The sequence below is a fragment of the Paenarthrobacter sp. E2MeOHC11 genome, assembly GCF_058744955.1.
On the sequence record NZ_CP196673.1, the window covers coordinates 1847679 to 1865377 of the forward strand.

Annotated in this window: 20 protein-coding genes; 11 read left to right on the top strand and 9 right to left on the bottom strand. The window is 62.9% G+C overall.

Translation table 11 applies throughout. The annotated features are described in order from the left end of the window. Positions 1-98: 98 nt before the first annotated feature. Positions 99-722 carry an alpha/beta hydrolase gene (locus ACSSVG_RS08510; protein WP_492418399.1) on the bottom strand — a complete coding sequence of 208 codons (624 nt, stop codon included), beginning with the start codon at positions 720-722 and terminating at the stop codon, positions 99-101. Between the two features lie 26 nt (positions 723-748). Between ACSSVG_RS08510 and ACSSVG_RS08515 the strand changes: the two genes are divergently transcribed. Further along, on the top strand, positions 749-1210 hold the full coding sequence (locus tag ACSSVG_RS08515) for a helix-turn-helix transcriptional regulator (RefSeq protein ID WP_231341406.1): 462 nt from the start codon (positions 749-751) through the stop codon (positions 1208-1210). A 10-nt stretch (positions 1211-1220) separates the two neighbouring features. After that, the gene (locus tag ACSSVG_RS08520; protein ID WP_159704170.1) at positions 1221-1622 is read left to right on the top strand and encodes a VOC family protein; all 402 of its coding nucleotides are present in this window, start codon (positions 1221-1223) and stop codon (positions 1620-1622) included. Positions 1623-1641: 19 nt separating this feature from the next. Here ACSSVG_RS08520 and ACSSVG_RS08525 read toward each other — a convergent pair whose 3' ends face one another. From ACSSVG_RS08525 to ACSSVG_RS08535, 3 genes are all read right to left on the bottom strand, one after another. Next, positions 1642-2799, bottom strand: a complete 1158-nt coding sequence (locus ACSSVG_RS08525; RefSeq protein WP_492418401.1) for a glutamate--cysteine ligase 2 — start codon at positions 2797-2799, stop codon at positions 1642-1644. Between the two features lie 33 nt (positions 2800-2832). Continuing rightward, a complete protein-coding gene (locus ACSSVG_RS08530; protein ID WP_231343394.1) occupies positions 2833-3288 on the bottom strand; it encodes a hypothetical protein in 456 nt (151 codons plus the stop codon). 213 nt (positions 3289-3501) lie between these two features. Continuing rightward, positions 3502-4266 carry a GAF and ANTAR domain-containing protein gene (locus ACSSVG_RS08535; RefSeq protein ID WP_492418403.1) on the bottom strand — a complete coding sequence of 255 codons (765 nt, stop codon included), beginning with the start codon at positions 4264-4266 and terminating at the stop codon, positions 3502-3504. A gap of 285 nt (positions 4267-4551) precedes the next feature. On the opposite strand from ACSSVG_RS08535, the gene ACSSVG_RS08540 reads away from it, so the two are divergent. The 5 genes from ACSSVG_RS08540 to ACSSVG_RS08560 all read left to right on the top strand — a co-directional run bounded on the left by ACSSVG_RS08540 (position 4552) and on the right by ACSSVG_RS08560 (position 9703). Then, positions 4552-4884, top strand: coding sequence for a hypothetical protein (locus ACSSVG_RS08540; protein WP_231343396.1), 333 nt, complete (start codon positions 4552-4554; stop codon positions 4882-4884). A gap of 707 nt (positions 4885-5591) precedes the next feature. Then, the gene (locus tag ACSSVG_RS08545) at positions 5592-6383 is read left to right on the top strand and encodes a DeoR/GlpR family DNA-binding transcription regulator (RefSeq protein ID WP_492418405.1); all 792 of its coding nucleotides are present in this window, start codon (positions 5592-5594) and stop codon (positions 6381-6383) included. Beyond that, positions 6380-7372: a 1-phosphofructokinase family hexose kinase gene (locus tag ACSSVG_RS08550; protein ID WP_231343398.1), complete on the top strand. Its 993-nt coding sequence runs from the start codon at positions 6380-6382 to the stop codon at positions 7370-7372. Before ACSSVG_RS08545 ends, ACSSVG_RS08550 begins: the two co-directional genes overlap by 4 nt. Next, positions 7369-9369, top strand: a complete 2001-nt coding sequence (locus ACSSVG_RS08555; RefSeq protein WP_492418407.1) for a PTS fructose transporter subunit IIABC — start codon at positions 7369-7371, stop codon at positions 9367-9369. The genes ACSSVG_RS08550 and ACSSVG_RS08555 overlap by 4 nt, the downstream gene beginning before the upstream one ends. Positions 9370-9424: 55 nt before the next feature. Further along, positions 9425-9703 (top strand): HPr family phosphocarrier protein, encoded by a 279-nt coding sequence (locus tag ACSSVG_RS08560; RefSeq protein WP_231343400.1) that lies wholly within the window; start codon positions 9425-9427, stop codon positions 9701-9703. A 79-nt stretch (positions 9704-9782) separates the two neighbouring features. Here the strand turns inward: ACSSVG_RS08560 and ACSSVG_RS08565 are convergent, their stop codons facing one another. Next, entirely contained in the window at positions 9783-10739 is a 957-nt protein-coding gene (locus ACSSVG_RS08565) for a DNA topoisomerase IB (protein WP_231342774.1), read from the bottom strand. 35 nt (positions 10740-10774) lie between these two features. Then, positions 10775-11254: a Dps family protein gene (locus ACSSVG_RS08570; protein WP_231342776.1), complete on the bottom strand. Its 480-nt coding sequence runs from the start codon at positions 11252-11254 to the stop codon at positions 10775-10777. A gap of 310 nt (positions 11255-11564) precedes the next feature. Between ACSSVG_RS08570 and ACSSVG_RS08575 the strand changes: the two genes are divergently transcribed. Together ACSSVG_RS08575 and ACSSVG_RS08580 are read left to right on the top strand one after the other, a co-directional pair. Then, positions 11565-11735, top strand: a complete 171-nt coding sequence (locus tag ACSSVG_RS08575; RefSeq protein WP_231342779.1) for a hypothetical protein — start codon at positions 11565-11567, stop codon at positions 11733-11735. 171 nt (positions 11736-11906) lie between these two features. Continuing rightward, positions 11907-12419: a DUF6328 family protein gene (locus tag ACSSVG_RS08580; RefSeq protein ID WP_231342782.1), complete on the top strand. Its 513-nt coding sequence runs from the start codon at positions 11907-11909 to the stop codon at positions 12417-12419. Positions 12420-12485: 66 nt separating this feature from the next. Here the strand turns inward: ACSSVG_RS08580 and ku are convergent, their stop codons facing one another. Further along, positions 12486-13352: a non-homologous end joining protein Ku gene (gene ku, locus ACSSVG_RS08585; RefSeq protein WP_492418410.1), complete on the bottom strand. Its 867-nt coding sequence runs from the start codon at positions 13350-13352 to the stop codon at positions 12486-12488. A 38-nt stretch (positions 13353-13390) separates the two neighbouring features. Between ku and ACSSVG_RS08590 the strand changes: the two genes are divergently transcribed. Next, positions 13391-15955: an ATP-dependent DNA ligase gene (locus ACSSVG_RS08590; protein WP_492418411.1), complete on the top strand. Its 2565-nt coding sequence runs from the start codon at positions 13391-13393 to the stop codon at positions 15953-15955. Between the two features lie 32 nt (positions 15956-15987). Here ACSSVG_RS08590 and ACSSVG_RS08595 read toward each other — a convergent pair whose 3' ends face one another. Both ACSSVG_RS08595 and ACSSVG_RS08600 read right to left on the bottom strand, forming a co-directional pair. Then, positions 15988-16248, bottom strand: a complete 261-nt coding sequence (locus ACSSVG_RS08595) for a hypothetical protein (protein ID WP_231342791.1) — start codon at positions 16246-16248, stop codon at positions 15988-15990. An 89-nt stretch (positions 16249-16337) separates the two neighbouring features. Next, entirely contained in the window at positions 16338-16586 is a 249-nt protein-coding gene (locus ACSSVG_RS08600) for a hypothetical protein (RefSeq protein WP_492418413.1), read from the bottom strand. A 245-nt stretch (positions 16587-16831) separates the two neighbouring features. On the opposite strand from ACSSVG_RS08600, the gene ACSSVG_RS08605 reads away from it, so the two are divergent. Continuing rightward, on the top strand, positions 16832-17644 hold the full coding sequence (locus ACSSVG_RS08605) for a putative protein N(5)-glutamine methyltransferase (protein WP_492418415.1): 813 nt from the start codon (positions 16832-16834) through the stop codon (positions 17642-17644). Positions 17645-17699 lie beyond the last annotated feature (55 nt).

Genomic DNA, 17699 nt, shown 5'->3' on the forward strand with positions numbered 1-17699 from the left:
TCTCACCAAGGGCTTGATTCCGGAGCCCTGATGCCTTCTAATCCGGGCATTCCTTCCACGGTCCGGCAGCGGTCAGGCACCGTTCAGGACAGGACAGGTCAGGCACCGTTCAGGACGTAGTACTTCAGGAATGCACTGACATCCACCAGCTCCGGCGCTTCGATCCTGTGCCCCACGCCCGGATAGCTTCGCGCGGTGAGGGCAACATTGGCCTCCAACCACTCTTCGGTGTGGGCGATCGCGTCCTCGTTGATCACGGGGTCAGCCTTGTCCCGGCCCCAAAAGAACGGCGGCGGGGAATCGAAGGACTCACTCAGGGCGAGGAGATCGTTGTCCAGGACGAAACCGGACAGGCCGACGGTGGCTCTGAAGGCGTGCGGCCGCAAACGCAGGAGGGTGCTGGCCATGGCCATACCCTGCGAGTAGCCCAGCAGGCTGACACTGCTGTGGTTGTCCTTGACGGAGTTGATCCAGTTGAACACCGAGTTGGTGGACGCGATGACGTCGGCGAAGTCGTTGGTCAGGAAGTAGTCCAGCAGGAACCATCCGTAGTGGTCGCCGATCACTTTGGGACCCCGAAGTGCGGCACACGTGAACTCGCCGGGCAGGTGCGGGAAGAGGTCCACCATGCGCTGTTCGCTGGTTCCATAACCGTGCATCATCACCAGCAGAGGAGTGTCCTTGCGCTGGCTTTCGGGCTTCGACCACACCACTGAATCCATGGTCACGAGCCTAGTAGACTGGCGCCATGACTCCGCAGGAACTGGCCAACCTGGCCCATCTGCGGCGCGCACGCGACTTCATCGATCGCGAGTATGCGCGTCCATTGGATGTGCCCACCATGGCCGCCGGCGCGCTCATGTCTCCTGCGCATTTCTCCCGCCAGTTCAAAGCCGCATACGGCGAATCCCCCTACAACTACCTCATGACCAGGCGGATCGAGCGGGCCATGGCCCTGCTTCGTGCGGGCACCAGCGTCACCGATGCCTGCATGGAAGTGGGCTGTACGTCGTTGGGTTCCTTCAGCGCACGCTTCACCGAAATCGTGGGCATCAACCCCAGCGAATACCGCTCCCGTGAACATCACGCGGTGAAAGCCATGCCCAATTGCATCGCCAAGCAGCAAACCCGCCCTGAAAGAACCAGGAACAGTGACAGCAACAAAAACCTGAGCAGGATTGAAGAAGCGCCCACGTCACAGCTGCAATAGCGTGTGATTCATGAATATTTCATTGAAGTACGCACACGTCACAGTCAACGATGTCGATGAGTCGCTCGCCTTCTACCGGGACGCCCTGGGCATGGAAGTAAGGAACGACGTCGGCTCCGACGGCCAGCGCTGGGTCACCTTGGGCAGCGATGCCCAGCCTGACCTTGAACTGGTCCTGTCCCCTCCGCACGCCGGCCGCTCCCAGGCCGACGGCGACGCCATCCAGGAACTGCTGACCAAGGGCGTCATGCCGATGCTCGTGTTCAACACGGACGATCTGGACGGCACCTTTGAGAAGCTCCGCGCGTCCGGCGCTGAAGTACTCCAGGAACCGATCGACCAGCCGTGGGGTCCGCGCGACTGCGCCTTCCGCGATCCCTCGGGCAATATGATCCGCATCAACCAAGGCTGATTCAGGCGACGCCGGCCTGCTAGAGACTCAGCAGGCCGGCGTCGGACAGTTCACCGTCCTGGTGCGTCGACGCAATGGCGGCGGACACGACGTCGGACAATCGGCGCCGTTGACCGTACGCCTGGCGTTGCAGCCGCTCGCCGGTTCCGCGGCGCAAAATGTTCGCGACTCCAGCCCGCGCGAGCCCCAAGTCCCCGGCCTCGCTCAAGGCTTGGCGGACGTGTCGGAGCAGGGCGCCCACCACGTCCGCGGCGGGATAGGGCTGCTGCTCCAGCGGGTGGAGCAGCTGGTTGCTGACACCAAACCGGCTGGCTTTCCAGTTCGCCATACGAATAACGGGGGTCATGGTGCTCGACGGCGGCCCGCCGCTCCGCCATTCGGCGGCCGCTGTTTCCACCAGGGCACGCGCGATGACCGCAATGGTCAGTGCATCTTCGGCGTAGAGGCAGACGTCGGCGATCCTCACTTCAACCGTGGGGTGCCCCCTGGACAGCCGGGCATCGAAATAGATCATGCCTTCATCCAGCGGAACTCCCGTCTCCAGAAGCTCGGAAAGCACTGCCCGGTAGCCATCGGCGGAACCGAAAACGTCCATGGGTCCGGCCGTGGGCCACCTGTTCCAAATCTGGGTACGGTAGCTTGCAAAGCCGGTATCGGCCCCCATCCAGAACGGCGAGTTCGCACTCAACGCCAGGAGTACGGGCAGCCAATGGCGCATCCGGTCCAGGACTGCGACACCTTCCTCGGGCGACTCGATGGAGACGTGCACGTGGAAGCCGCAGGTGAGCTGCTCGCGCGCTATCAACCCAAACTCGTTGCCCATGGTGCTGTACCGCTGATTACCCAAGGTAGGCGTGGCATGAAAAACCGGGGGTGTGGCCAGCGCGGCAACCCGCGCACCCACGGCCCTCGCGGCCTCGTCCGACATCGCCCGTCCGGCACGGATTTCAGCACGGAGCTCGGCCGCAGTTCTACAGGGGCGTGAATTGACCTCCACTTGCTCCTGCTTGAACTCCGATTTGAGCGTCGCTTCATCAGCGCCATACTCCCCGCGCCCGGCCTCCCCACTCCGAGGAGCTGCCACGTCCAGGACGTCGGCCGCCAGCGCCAACGGCAAGCCGTCCGCGGGATCCGCGATCAGTAGTTCCTCTTCAACACCAAACGTGCGCACAGCCACCCCTCCCCGCGATGAGTTATTCAGAGACGGCGGTCATCCAACGTGGCGTGGAACCTCCATTTGGAAACCGCAACGGCAATGCAGCACCTGCGTCTGCAAGTAGACCTCCAGGAGGCTGGGGCTTTCCGGATCATCGGTGGTCCGGGGGGCCTCAATCACCCGCTCGGCGGGACGCCCCAAGGTCATCGGATCGCCGCAATGGGTACAGCTGAACCAGAGTCCCGCTGCCGAAGTTGAAAGAAATTCCCGCTGGATCTCCGGTACCAATGACTCCAGGCGGACTGTGTGGGCATAGAACGTATCGCACTCGCTGCAGGTGTAGCTGACTTCGACAACCTCTGACTGATTCGCTTCCGCTTCCACCACCGTTTCCACAAAAATGTAGGAATCAGTGCCGCAAGCTGTGCACCAAGGACGTACCCCGGTCTCGGCAGTTGCGGGTTCTGTCTCTCGCGCAGGCTTCGGGACGGGCAGGGATCCAAGCGTCATTGCCATTCTCCTTTTAGTACTCCAAGGAGCCTGCATGCGGCACGCTGCGAGCCGGCCGAAAGCGGCCACGGCTAAAGGTGCAGTTCTTGGTCCATCCGGGATGGCACAACGTCATGAGACTCCAAGGGCTATCTGCTTAACCCACCTAAAATGTAGTTCACCAGTGGCGCGCGTCACAAGTCATGGGTTTGCCGGCTTGCACCCTTTGTGGGGTCAGGCCTCGAAGTGGGCAACGGGAGCCTGATGCGCCACGGTCTTGACCAACGACTCGGCGACGACCCGCAGCTTCTGGTTCCGGGTACTCGAGGCCTTCTTGAGGATCTGGAATGCTTCTTCCTGGGTACAGCGGTTCTGCCCCATGATGATGCCGCAGGCAAGGTCGATGACAGTCCTTGACTGCATGGCCTCCTGGAGGTCATCAGCATGTTGCTGCTTCACGCCTATCCGCACAGCCAACCGCAGGGAGCGCTCGGCTTGGCTGGCGTACAGCTCGCAATTTTGGATGGTGGCTGCATCGAAGGCGTCGATCTGCGGAGCAAAGAAGTTCAAGGCCGCAGTGGCTCCTTCATCAAGCTCCAGCGGGACGCAGAGGGCGGAAAGATGACCACGCTCCGCAATCACCGTGCAGTACTCCGGCCACCGCTCCTCGGTGGAAGTATGGGGAACATGCACGGTTGCGTGGCTGCGCATCGCCTCCAGGCACGGCCCATCACCGTAGGCCTGCTGAACTTCATCGATCAGCCTGGCTTCGTGGGTACTGCCGGCCACCGTTGCCGTACGGCGGCGCCGGCTAAGGGTGATGCCACAATGAACATTCATGCCAACGGCCTGGGACACGGCCGCGGCCGAGAACACAGCGAGTTCTCCCAGGAATCCACCCACGTCTTCGCTGTCGATCACAAGGTCCTGCAGCCGTTCAGGCACCGAAGAATCGTCGGGCGCTGAAGCGGCATCAGGCAGCGCCAATTCAACGTTCATTTCGTCCATGCCTTAGTTTACGGTCGTCCGGGTTCGGCTTGTCACCCTCTGGCGAAAGGCCGCAGAAATCCTTGCATCTGCGGTGCACCTATGTGCACAATCTAGCTAACAGTCCCCATCACAGGACCCAGGCTTTTAGCTCATGCAGACGGGCGTCCCGCATTTTTTGATGCAGAGGTTACACCCATGCCCGCCCAGCCAGCGTCCAGAGTCCCGGACGAAGCCCACCAACCGCCCGACCAACCTCTTTGGTGCCAGCGGTGCAATTCGGACAAGCACTTGCTGGTGAATTCCATCCAGTCGCACTATCCACCCGCGCCCAACATGGTTGACGTCAGCTATGAATGCCATGCCTGCAAGTACGCCTACCAACAGATCGCCTCCGTTCAGAGGGTTGCGGTGATACTGAACCGTCCCGGCGTCTCGCAGGGTGTCCTTCAATTCGGCGGCCAGTACCTGCACTGCGGTGAGCCCATGAAAACCAAGAGCTGCGAGTTGCGGAGGATCCAGGCTCCCCTTGCCCTGAAGCCCGGTGGACAGTTGCGGATCTACGAGGTACTCATCAACACGCGCATCCTGGGGTGCCAGTGCGGTTTCCGCATGGAAATCCCGGACTGAGGACCAGCGCACAGCAGTTTCGGAGCTACAGGGAGGGAAAGCATGCACGCAGAATCACAGAGGAAAGAAACGTCCACAACAGGTTCCACGCCGCGGCCGGCCAGCAGGCACAAACTTCCCGACCCGCCGGATCCGGATAATTTGCCCATTGACTACAGGGCCGCCGGGTGGGATTCCCAGCGAAACCCCTCCGCCGTCCCCAAAAGTCCGGGACCAAAACACCCCTCACACCGAAGGAGCGCCTGATCATGAGCGAGTTCCCACCGGACCCTTCACAGCCTGATCCCACACGCGATCCAAGTCCGGATCCAACCCGGGAGCCCGGCCCTACTCCCGAGCCCGTCCCCTTGCCGGAGCCTGGGCCACCGCCCATTCCTGACCCCACGCCCGGACCGACCATGCCGTCGCCGCCCGGACAGGGAGAACCGCCCGCTCCCCTGACCTAGGGTCCACCGGGCACATCCAAGGACCGGATCCCGGCAAATCCCCCAGTCGGGATCCGAACGAGGGCATGTCGCGCTACAGGGAGCGCGGCATGCCCTTTGGCATGTCCGGAGGCAGCCCACCCCAGCGATCTTTGTTTATGTTGATTTCTATTGACTTACCAACATAAACAAAGATAGAGTCAAGCAATTCCACAACGTTGTGACAGCAGTCACCAAGGTGGCTGAACTGAAAATCTTGGCTTTTACCGCAATGGAGGGTAAGTGTTCGCAGAAGAGCGCCAGCAACTGATCTCCGCACTCGTCGCAGAGCGCGGACGGGTGAGCGTTACCGACCTCGCCGACCGTTTCAGCATCACTACTGAGACAGTCCGCCGGGATCTCGCAGCCCTTGAAGTCTCAGGGAACCTGAGGCGCGTCCATGGTGGCGCCGTCCCGTCGGACCGTCTCAGCACACGTGAAGAAAGCATCCTGGAACGTGCGGTCCAACGTCAGATAGAGAAGCTTCGCATCGCAAACGCGGCCTTGGCGCTTATTCCGGAACTTACGACAGGCAGCATCCTGCTGGACGCAGGATCCACCACGGAAATCCTGGCGGACCTGCTGGCCCAGCGGACACCATCGGCCAATGGAAACGATGAACTCGTGGTGATCACCCATGCCATTCCCATCGCCGGCAAACTTTCCTCCACGCAGGGCATCGCACTCCAGATCCTTGGCGGCCGTGTCCGCGGACTGACGCAGGCCGCCGTCGGGCAGACCACTGTGGAGGCGGCCTACAAACTTCGCCCCGACATCGCATTTGTGGGCGCAAACGGCATTCACTCCACCTTCGGGCTTAGCACTCCCGATCCCGAGGAAGCCGCGGTCAAAGCCGCCTTCGTCACGTCAGCCCGCCGCGTGGTGGCCCTGGCCGACTCTTCCAAGCTGGACGCCGAAACGCTGGTCCAGTTCGCCACCTTGAAGGATGTTGACACCTTGATTACAGACAGCGAACCGTCCGCGGAACTCGCAGCGGCCCTGGCCGATGCCGGCGTTGACGTGGTGATCGCATGATCGTCACCCTGACCGCCAACCCCAGCCTGGACCGCACCGTGGAACTCCCAGGAGCCCTCGCCCGCGGTGAGGTACAGCGCGCCGTGGCCGTCCACCAGGAGTCCGGCGGAAAGGGCGTCAACGTTTCCCGGGCGCTGGTGGCCTCCGGACTCGACACACTGGCAGTGCTTCCGGGCGCAGATTCGGACCCGGTCCTTTCAGGACTGCACGACGCCGGCGTGCCGTTCGCGGCGCTGCCCATCGGTCAGGCGTTGCGCAGCAACGTCACGCTCACGGAACCGGATGGCGTCACTACCAAGATCAACGAACCCGGCCCGGAGCTGAGCGGTGACCAGCAGGAGGCCCTGATCGGGCTCTTGCTGGAGCGCTCCCGTGGCGCCAGCTGGGTGGTACTCGCAGGATCGCTCCCACCAGGAGTTCCCGCGGATTTCTACGCCACAATCGCGCGTCGGCTCCGGTCGAACGCGGACGGAACGGCCGCCCCCGGCATCGCCATCGACTCTTCCGGGGCACCGCTTGCGGCTGCGCTGGTGGGCGACGCCCCAGGTAAACCGGACCTCCTCAAGCCGAACGCTGAAGAGCTCGCAGAGCTTGCCGCCGCCGCCGGCTTCACCAACGTCTCCACAGCTGACGAACTGGAAGCGGACCCGGCCAAGGCCGTCCAAGCCGCCGCCGCCGTCGTCGCCAGCGGTGTAGGCGCCGTTCTCGCAACACTCGGGTCCAAGGGAGCAATCCTGGTGACGGCAGACGGAGCGTGGCTTGCCACTCATCCGCCCATCAAAGCCGTCAGCACGGTAGGCGCCGGGGACTCTGCATTGGCCGGATATTTGCTGGCTGCAACCCAAGGCGGGTCCGCGCAGGACTGCCTTCGTCAGGCCGTGGCACATGGTGCCGCTGCTGCTTCCCTGCCGGGCTCCACTGTCCCGGCAGTCCACCAAACAACCCCCGATGCCGTAACCATCACGGCCCTCCAGAAGGACTCACAGTGACCCAGCTGATCACAACCCAATTGGTCACCCTCGACCAAAACTTGGGCGACTCCCCTGCCGACGTCATCCGCGTCCTGGCCGGCAAAGTTGCCGACACCGGCCGTGCTTCCGAGGTTGAAGGGCTCTTCACTGATGCCTTTGCCCGCGAGCAGAAGACCGCAACGGGCGTCCCCGGCGGTATCGCCATCCCGCACTGCCGCTCGGCCGCCGTCACCGAACCTGCCCTTGCCATGGCCCGCCTCTCGCACAAGGTGGACTTCGGCGCCAAGGACGGCCCGGCAGACCTGATCTTCTTCATCGCAGCCCCTGACGGCGCGGACCAGGAACACCTGAAGCTGCTCTCCAAACTGGCTCGTTCGCTGATCAAGAAGGACTTCACGGCGGCGCTGCGTGCGGCCGCCACTGAGCAGGACATCGTGGACCTCGTGGACGGCGCGCTGGCAGACAAGCCTGCGGCTGCTGCCGCAGCTCCTGTAGAAAACACGACGGCGGCTGCCGCGCCAAAGCGCATTGTCGCCGTGACCGCCTGCCCAACGGGTATTGCACACACCTACATGGCTGCTGATTCCCTCGTCGCCGCCGCCAAGGAAATGGGCGTTGACCTGCAGGTCGAAACCCAGGGTTCTTCCGGCGCCAAGCCGTTGGACCCGGCGGTGATCGCTGCGGCCGACGCAGTGATCTTCGCCGTCGACGTTGATGTTCGCGGCAAGGAGCGCTTCGCCGGAAAGCCTGTCATCAACGCACCGGTCAAGCGCGGCATCGACGAACCCACCAAGATGGTCCAGGAAGCTCTCGCCGCCGCTGAAGATCCGCGTGCCCGCCGTGTTCCGCACTCCGGTGCCGAAGAGCAGGCTGAGCGTGCCGAGGACGAGAAGGGCGAGCACATCGGCCAGAAGCTGAAGCGCGCACTCCTTACCGGTGTGAGCTACATGATTCCGTTCGTGGCCGGTGGTGGTCTGCTGATTGCCCTTGGGTTCCTGCTGGGCGGCTATGACATCACTGCCGTGGCGGACAAGGTGGTGCTGGAGAACAACTTCGGCAACCTGCCTGAGGGCGGCCTCACCATCTACCTCGGTGCGGTCTTGTTCAAGATCGGCGCCCTGTCCATGGGCTTCCTGGTCCCGGCCCTGGCTGGCTACATTGCCTACGCCATCGCCGACCGTCCGGGTATTGCCCCGGGCTTCGTCGCCGGTGCCGTATCAGGCTTCATGGGTGCAGGGTTCCTCGGCGGCATCGTCGGCGGCCTGCTGGCCGGTTACATCGCGCATCTGATCGGAACCTGGCAGGTACCCCGCTGGCTCCGTGGCCTGATGCCCGTCGTCATCATCCCGCTGCTTGCCTCCATCGTCGCGTCCGGCCTGATGTTCCTGGTTCTCGGCGGTCCCATCGCAGGCCTCACGGTAGCCCTGAACACTTGGCTCACCGGCATGAGCGGCGCTTCCGCCGTGGTCCTTGGCATCATCCTCGGCCTCATGATGTGCTTCGATCTGGGTGGTCCGGTCAACAAGGTTGCCTATGCCTTCGCAGTTGCCGGCTTGAGCGCTGGCAGCGCCGACAACCAGGCTCCGTGGATGATTATGGGCACCGTGATGGCGGCCGGCATGGTCCCGCCGCTGGCGATGGCCTTGGCTACCGCGTTGGACAAGAAGGTCTTCACCCTCAACGAGCGTGAGAACGGCAAGGCGGCTTGGCTGCTGGGTGCATCCTTCATCTCCGAAGGCGCCATTCCCTTCGCCGCAGCCGACCCGCTGCGTGTTATCCCCGCCAGCATGCTGGGCGGCGCACTGACCGGCGCACTCTGCATGGCCACCGGGGTCACATCCCAGGCACCGCACGGCGGTTTGTTCGTCTTCTTCGCCATCGGCAACCTGGTGATGTTCGTCGTCGCCATCGTGGCCGGAATGGTGGTCAGCGCCCTGGCTGTCATCGCCCTCAAGCGCTGGGCCGTGAAGAAGCCGGTTGAAGCAGAACCCGTTCCTGCAACCGCCAGTGTCTAAAGGTCCTACGGTCTAGACTTCCCACAAAGCCACCCACCACCACAAAGGAGCACCAATGCCTGAACGTACCGCCACCATCGCAAGCCGTGTGGGCCTCCATGCCCGCCCCGCCGCAATCTTCGCCGAAGCTGCCGGCGACCTTGACCTCGACATCACCATCGCCCGCCAAGGCGAGCCTGCTGACGACGCCATGGACGCTGCCAGCATCCTGTCCCTGATGAGCTTGGGAGCATCCCACGGTGACGTGGTGGTTCTGCGTGCCGAGGGTGAAGGTGCGGACGCCGCTTTGGACAGCCTGGTGAAGATCCTCGAAACGGACCACGACGCCGAGTAGGGAACCACTCAGCGACGCAGAAAGAGCCTGGCGACACCCGGATATGGGTGTCGCCAGGCTCTTTCTGTAGCACCCGCCTCTAGGAGTCGCTTCCGTTCAGGTAGGCCGCAATCGACGCTTCGGTGGGCTTCACGTCCTTGAGTTCTTCGGACAGGTACCCCTCGATGATCCTCGGGTCCACGTAGGAGGATCGCGCCACGGATGGAGTATTGCCCAGAAGTTCCGAGGCTTCCTTGATGGCCCGCACTACGGCCTGGCGGGGAGTGCCTTTGTGGCCGGATTTGATGAGGCAGAGCGCCGCAGCCGCAGTGCCTTTCCATGTCCGGAAATCCTTCGAGGAATAGGCCTCCCCCGCGATGCCACGCAGGTATTCATTGATCATGGACGCGTCGACGGGTACCCAGGTTCCGTCGGACTGGTAAGCCAGCAGGCGTTCCTTGCCTGGCCGCTCCGCCAGTGGTTCCAGAAAGGCCGCCAGGGCAGGGTCGCGGATGGAGGTGTCCCACAATTGGCCGCTCTTGCCGGGGAACTTGAGGAAGACGTCCGGTCCTTCCACCCGCGCGTGACGGCACCGGAGAGTGGTGAGCCCGTAGGAGCCGTTCTGCTTCATGTAGATCTCCGACCCGACGCGCAGGGCACCCAGATCCATGAACCGCACTGCGGCAGCAAGGGTTTGCTGCCGGGGGTCCCCTGAATCCTGGAGATGCACGGTCACGTTACGTCGGACGGACGGCAGGACCCTCCCCAGCGTGGCAGCCCGAATGAACTTCTCGGTGTCCTTCCGTTCCCGCCATGTGGGGTGGTAGATGTACTGGCTGCGCCCCGCATCATCCACGCCAGTCGCCAGGATGTGCCCGTTCTCGAAAGGGCTGATCCATACATCGGTCCAAGCAGGCGGGATCGCCAGCGCATTGACGCGCTGGCGATCCTCCTTGCTGACCAGACTCCCGTCCGGGTGGCGGTAGCTGAATCCTTTTCCTACCTTGCGGCGAACAATGCCGGGCTTGGAAAGGTCACTCCGCTTAAGCCTTGGCACGGTTGATCCGCCCTGTCCGTGATCAGCCGGCCAGGCTAGGCTTCGTCCGGGTCCGTTACGGAAGCGCCGGCGTTCATGATTTCCGCGTTGATCATCCACACCAGCTGCTCAAGGCGGGCGATGAACGCGTGCAGCAGGTCCGCCGTCGTGGGATCTTCCTCGTCCACCTCATCATGGACGTCGCGCATTGTCTGGACAGCGCGCTCCACGCGGTCGGTCACCAATTTGACGGCGTTCTTGGTGTTGACCAGGCCGGCCGGGAACTCCTCCAGGCGGGTGCCCTTGGCGATGGTTGCGCTGCGGCCATCAGGCAATGCATGAAGGGCCCGCATGCGCTCGGCGGTGTCATCGGCAAACTGGCGGGTGGCGAGGACCAGCTCGTCCAACTGAAGGTGCAGATCGCGGAAGTTCGGTCCCACGATGTTCCAGTGGGCCTGCTTCCCTTGGAGCTGTAGCTCGATAAGGTCTGTCAGGACGATCTGAAGGTTGTCTGCAAGCTGCTGTGACGCTTTCATGTGTTCCTCTCGTGGACGTTCATGTGAGCGAAGAGATGCCGCCTAATACCCACGGCATCTGCCCCCATCATCAGGTGACGACTTCAACAAGCCTTTCATAAGGGTGCTTAGTAGTACAATGAGAAGTGTTACTGTTCACGACTGGCGAACTTCGCCCCTTCAGCGAAGACCAGTATGTGATAACTGAAAGGCACTTCGAGGCGGCAGGGCCGCTTCAAAGTACCGGCATCACTAAATCGAAGTAAACGGAATGCATAGTTGGGAACGGGCGGCAATAGCCAAAGTTCCCCCAGAAAGGAATGTGCTGACCATGAATACGCTTCTGATCATTGCTGGTGTAGTGGCAATTGTTCTCCTCCTTGTAGGCGGTTTCTCCCAAGCCCTTAACTGGTTGCTTTGGGTGGGCGTCATCCTCCTCGTCGTCGCGGCCATCGGATGGTTGCTGAGCTTCATGTCAGGCCGTCGGGGCCATACGGTTTAGACACACCGCGACCCCAACGCGCACTGAGGTCGGGCCTCCGGCGTGATCAACCGCCGTCCGAAGCGCTACCAGTCGCTGAGGGCGGCGGCGCCGCGTCGGGATCCATGGGCGGGCATTTCCTGTTCGGGCGCAGGCGTTCGTCGGCGTCCACCAAGTCGCGGAGGTGCACGAATGGTAGAGCCGGAACCGGCACCCAGATTCGGCAGGAACGAGTCCACCGAAGAACGGATGGACCGGAACTGGATGGAATTAATCCAGGAACTTCGTGTCCTTCAAACCGGAGTGCAGATCCTGGGCGGGTTCCTGCTGACGTTGCCTTTTCAACCGCGCTTTGGCGAACTGGACGACTGGCAACGGAGCCTCTACCTCACCAACGTGATGGTTGCCGCCCTGACCACCGTGCTCATAGTGCTTCCCGTCAGCGTTCACCGAAGACTCTTCCGCCGCGGCCTCAAATCCGTGCTCGTCTCCAGCGCAGACACCATTACCAAATGGGCGCTGGGTGGAGTCGCCATCTTGATCACCGGCTCCGCATCGCTGGTCTTCGACGTCACGGCAGGCAGGACCGCCGGATTGGTGGCGGGCGGCTTCATCATCCTGGTGCTGCTTGTCCTGGTGGTCGGAATGCCTTTATGGCTGTACCGGCAAGGAATGCGCAACAACGGCGACTCGAAGGAAGAGTGAGCAATGCTGCGACCCAAGTGAGCAATGCGGCGACCTCATCCGGGAAAGGAAATTGACGACGCCGGTTCACGCCTTTTTCTTTGCCCTCGCCTTTGGCTTGCTGGCAGTTTTGCTGGCGGCAGCATCGTCGTCGGACTCTTTTTCCTTGCCGCGCTTCTTATCCAGGCTGCGCTTGAGTGCTTCCATGAGGTCGATGACGTCGCCGCCCTCGCCTTCGCCTTCCACGACGCCGAAGGTGGCCTCGGTGTCCAGGGCCTCGCCCTTATCCAGCTTCGCCTCGATCAGCGTCTTCAGCTGCGCTTGATAGTCATCGGTGTATTCGTCCGGATCAAAGTCGTGCGCCATGGACTCCACCAGGGCGGAGGACATCTCGAGTTCCTTGTCGGAGATCTTGATGTCCGTCTCCAGCGACGGGAACTTGGCCTCACGGACTTCGTCGCCCCATAGCAGTGCCTGGAGCAACAGCACATCGCCGCGTACCCGCAACGCCCCCAGCCGGGTCTTTTGGCGCAGCGCATACTGGACAATGGCTATCCTGTCCGTGTCCTCCAGCGTCTGCCGCAACAGCATATAGGCCTTGGGGGATTTGGAATCCGGCTCAAGGAAATAGCTGCGCTCGTACATGATGGGATCCAGCTGCTCAGCGGGGATAAACTCCACCACTTCGATCTCACGGCTGTTCTCCTCGGGCAAGGACTTTAATTCAGCGGCGGTAAGGACCACAGTCCGGCCTTCTTCTTCGTAGGCCTTGTCGATATCCTCATAGGCCACAACTTCGCTGCAAATTTCGCATTTTCGCTGGTACCGAATGCGCCCGCCGTCCTTATTGTGGACTTGGTGCAGGCCAATATCGTGATCCTCCGTGGCACTGTAGAGCTTCACTGGTACGTTGACCAGACCGAACGCGATGGATCCCTTCCATATGGCCCTCATGCACCCAGTCAACAGCACAAGACAGCAGAGGAGAAGAGGTGGCAGGCAAGCAACAGGAACGGGTAAACGTGGAAGGCCACGAGCTCACCCTCACCAACCTGGGCAAAATCATCTACCCGGAAACCGGGACAACCAAGGCCGAAGTGCTGGAGTACTACGCCGCCGTCGCGCCCTTTCTCATCCCGGCAGCGGCGAACAGGCCCGTGACGCGAAAGCGCTGGGTCAACGGCGTTGGTACGGCAGAGCACCCAGGCCAGGTGTTCTTCCAGAAGAACCTTGAGGACTCCGCGCCCAAGTGGATACCGCGGGCCACCATCCACCACTCGGACCACACCAACGACTACCCCATGGTCAATAACCTGGCCACGCTCACCTGGATGGCCCAAATCGCCTCCCTGGAGATCCACGTTCCGCAATGGCAGGTGGACGCCGCCGGGAATCCGCTCCGGCCCGACCGCTTCGTGCTGGATCTTGATCCCGGCCCCGGAGCCGGCCTTCCCGAATGCGTTGAAGTGGCCAAGCTGGCCCGCTCCATCCTGCAGGACATGGGCATGGACCCCGTCCCGGTCACCAGCGGCAGCAAAGGCATCCACCTCTACACGGGCCTTGACGGGACCCTGACGTCCGAGCAGGTTTCCGCCTTCGCCCACGAGCTCGCGCGCGCCCTGGAGTCCGACCACCCGGAACTGGTGGTCAGCGACATGAAGAAGTCCCTCCGCAAAGGCAAAGTCCTGGTGGACTGGAGCCAGAACAGCGGAAATAAGACGACGATCGTCCCCTACTCCTTGCGCGGGCGGGCGTTCCCCACGGTGGCAGCGCCCCGCACGTGGCGGGAACTCGCCTCTGTATCGTTGGACCATCTCGACTACACCGCAGTGATGAAGCGGGTTTCCACCGGCAAGGACCACTTCGCTTCGATCTCCGACCGGCACCTGCCGCCGCACGGCGAGGATGGCAATGACGACGGCGGTGCTGCCGGCGGCAGTTCAGGCACGGGTGGGGCCGGCTCCCGTGAGCGGGCGGTGACGGTCGAGAACCGTCTCGCCAAGTACGTTGGGATGCGCGATCCGGACAAGACCCCGGAACCGTTTCCGTCGTCGTCGGCCGCATCTGCCGCGAGGGCGCCGTCCGGTAGTTCGTCCCCGGAACAGCCGAAACCCGGCGAGCCACCGCCACCGGGCGGCACCTTCGTCATCCAGGAGCACCACGCCCGCCGCTACCACCTGGATTTCAGGCTGGAACACGACGGCGTCCTGGTCTCCTGGGCACTCCCCCGCGGCGTGCCCGAAACCCCGGACCGGAACAACCTTGCCGTGCACACCGAAGACCATCCCATGGACTATGCCAACTTCGCCGGCGTCATTCCCAAAGGTGAATACGGCGCCGGGACGGTCAGCATCTGGGACCGCGGGGAGTACACCTGCGAGAAATGGCGCGATGGCAAGGAAGTGATCGCGACCCTCACGGGCGAGCCCGGCGGTGGGTTGCATGGGACCAAGCGGTTCGCCCTCATCAACACCGGTCAGAACTGGCTGATCCACCTCATGAAGGAGCAGCCTGGAGGGCGGAAGGGCCCACCAAGCAAGGACGTGAAGCCTGCGCTCTCCCAGCCGCCGGTCGAGCCGCCCACACCCCAGGCCATGCCGGACTACACCCCCATGCTGGCCACCTCGGGGTCCACGGACGATCTCCACGGCGACGACTGGCTGTATGAGCTGAAGTGGGATGGGATCCGCGCAGTTATCACAGGTACAGAGGGAAGGATCCGCCTCATGAGCCGCAACGGGAACGACCTCACGGCCACGTACCCGGAGCTCACTGACCGTGCGTGCTGGCCCGACGGTGACTTCGTGGCTGACGGCGAAATCGTGGCGCTGGGCAAGGGCTCCCGACCGGATTTCGGTCGGCTGCAGCTGCGGATGAACCTGGTCAAAACCGCAGATATCGAGCGGGCACGCGCATCGGTGCCGGTGCAGCTCATGCTGTTCGACCTTCTTTACGACGGCGGCACGGACCTGAGCGCCCTGCCATTCCACGAGCGCCGCGAACGGCTTTCAGCCTTTGCGGAGCGCGTGCGCAAAGGCTGTCCCCTTCACCTATCCGCCGTGTTGGACCACGACGTGGAAGACCTCATGGCCAGCGCCGCCGAGCTTGGCCTGGAAGGCGTCATGGCGAAGAAGGCGGACAGCCGCTACGTGATCGGGCGCCGGAGCAGGTCCTGGCTCAAGCTCAAGCTGGAGCAGAGCCAGGAGGTGGTGGTGGGTGGCTGGCGTACCGGCGCGGGGGCCCGAAGCGGGACGTTCGGCTCGTTGCTGTTGGGCATTCCGGACGGCGACAAGCTGCACTATGTGGGCAGGGTTGGCAGTGGGTTCAAGGATTGGCAGCTCCGGGACATCATGGAAAAGCTGGAGCCCCTGGTGATTGCTGATTCTCCCTTTGCCGATATTCCCCGGGAAGACGCTGCGGGCGCGAAGTGGGTGAGTCCTGGCCTTGTGGCCGAGGTGACGTTCGGCGAATGGACGGGCCCCGGCCGGCTGCGTCACCCCGTGTGGCGTGGGTGGCGTCCGGACAAGTCCCCCTCAGACGTCAGCCAGCCCAACTGAGTCGCAGTTGGGCTGGCTGCGGGGGTGCGGGCCTAGGAGGAGTGTGGCATCTGCGGGCGGCTGGTTCTGTGGATTGCCGTCACAGCTGCGCCCTGGCCCATGCGGCCGTGGGCCTGGTCGCGGTCTTTCGGGTGCCGGCGTTTGCCATTCCCGTCAGGCCACTGATTGCCTTGTTCCGTGCCCAGCGCAACCGCGATGGTTGCCGGTTCGGGCATCGGAGCCATGTCCATGGACTCCACCAAGTGGCTTGCTACCTCAGGATTGATGTTTTCAGCTTCATGTTTCGCAGTCATGATTCTTCCTTTCCAGAGTGAAACGAAGGGATTTCAATACTAGGTGCGCCGGAGAGGCTTGTCTGCAGGAATCAGCTGGCTGCTGCTTCCTACCAGCGGACCTTCTTCTCCGTTTTGGCCAGCTTGCCGCTGGCCGATGTGGGCTTGTGGCCCTTGCCCGTGCTTTGCCAGCCAGCGGGAGCCCCGCCACCGGACTTGCTGGCGAGCATGGCCTTTTGGGCGTCGGTCAGCTTGGACTTGATGCCGCCGGAGGCCGGAGCCTGGGCAGCGGATTCGGTTCCGCCCCCAGGGGTGGTGTTCTCAGGTGCGGTGTTGTCGGAAGGGCGGTTGGCAGTCATGCGTGGACTCCTAGAGTGTGAGTCCTGAAGAGACACTTGTGCCATGGCGTTGCGGTTCGAGAAAAAGGCGTCGACAACGGGAACGGCATGGAGGCAGGGCCTCGACAGGCGTGGATTTTTGTCAGGTGAAACTCGGTGCGTGCTACAGAAGCAGGCGCCGGTCTACTCAAAAATCAGTGTTCCCATGCCTCTTACCCTAACCAAAAACTGCGAACTTTGGGAACCCCTTGGCTAGCATGGCCAACATGACCCGGGGATCCGACGTTGCCACCACCGCCAACGTTGCCACCACCCTGCGCGCTGCTGGATGTGTCTTTGCCGACGACGAGGCCCAGCTCCTGGTTGACGCGGCCCGCCACGTGGACGAGCTCAACCGCATGGTGAGCCAACGCGTCAATGGGCTTCCCCTTGAGCACATCGTTGGTTGGGTGGAGTTTTGCGGGAAGCGCATGGCAGTGGAACCCGGAGTATTCGTGCCGCGTCGTCGCACGGAGTTCCTGGTGAGTCAGGCGGCGATGATCGCCCGGCCTGGTGCCGTCGTCGTCGACCTTTGCTGTGGTTCGGGGTCCTTAGGTGCGGCGCTAAGCGACAGTCTGGGGCGCTGCGAGTTGCACGCTGCGGACATCGACCCGGCAGCGGTCCACTGCGCACGACGCAACGTTGAGCCCCGCGGCGGAAACGTCCACCAAGGCGACCTCTACACGGCGCTCCCGCTGGAACTCATGGGCCGGGTGGACGTGCTTCTGGCGAATGCGCCGTATGTTCCCACCCGGTCCATCGGGATGATGCCACCGGAGGCGCGGCTCCACGAGCCGCTGGTGGCGCTCGACGGCGGCGCTGACGGTTTGGCCGTTCAACGCCGGGTTGCGCAGGGGGCGGCTCAGTGGTTGGCACCGGGCGGGTTCCTGTTCATTGAGACCTCAAAGACTCAGGCACCGGAGACCGCCAGCCTCATGGCCGATTCAGGGCTGCTCGTGGACGTGGCCTCGAACGAAGGATTGGATGCGACGGTGGTAGTCGGATCACGCGGCCGGCCGGGACAAACCAGCAGCTTTTGACCCAAGCCGTGCTCACACAGAGACAGTGGAAGCCGGCACCTTTTCGGGTGCCAGC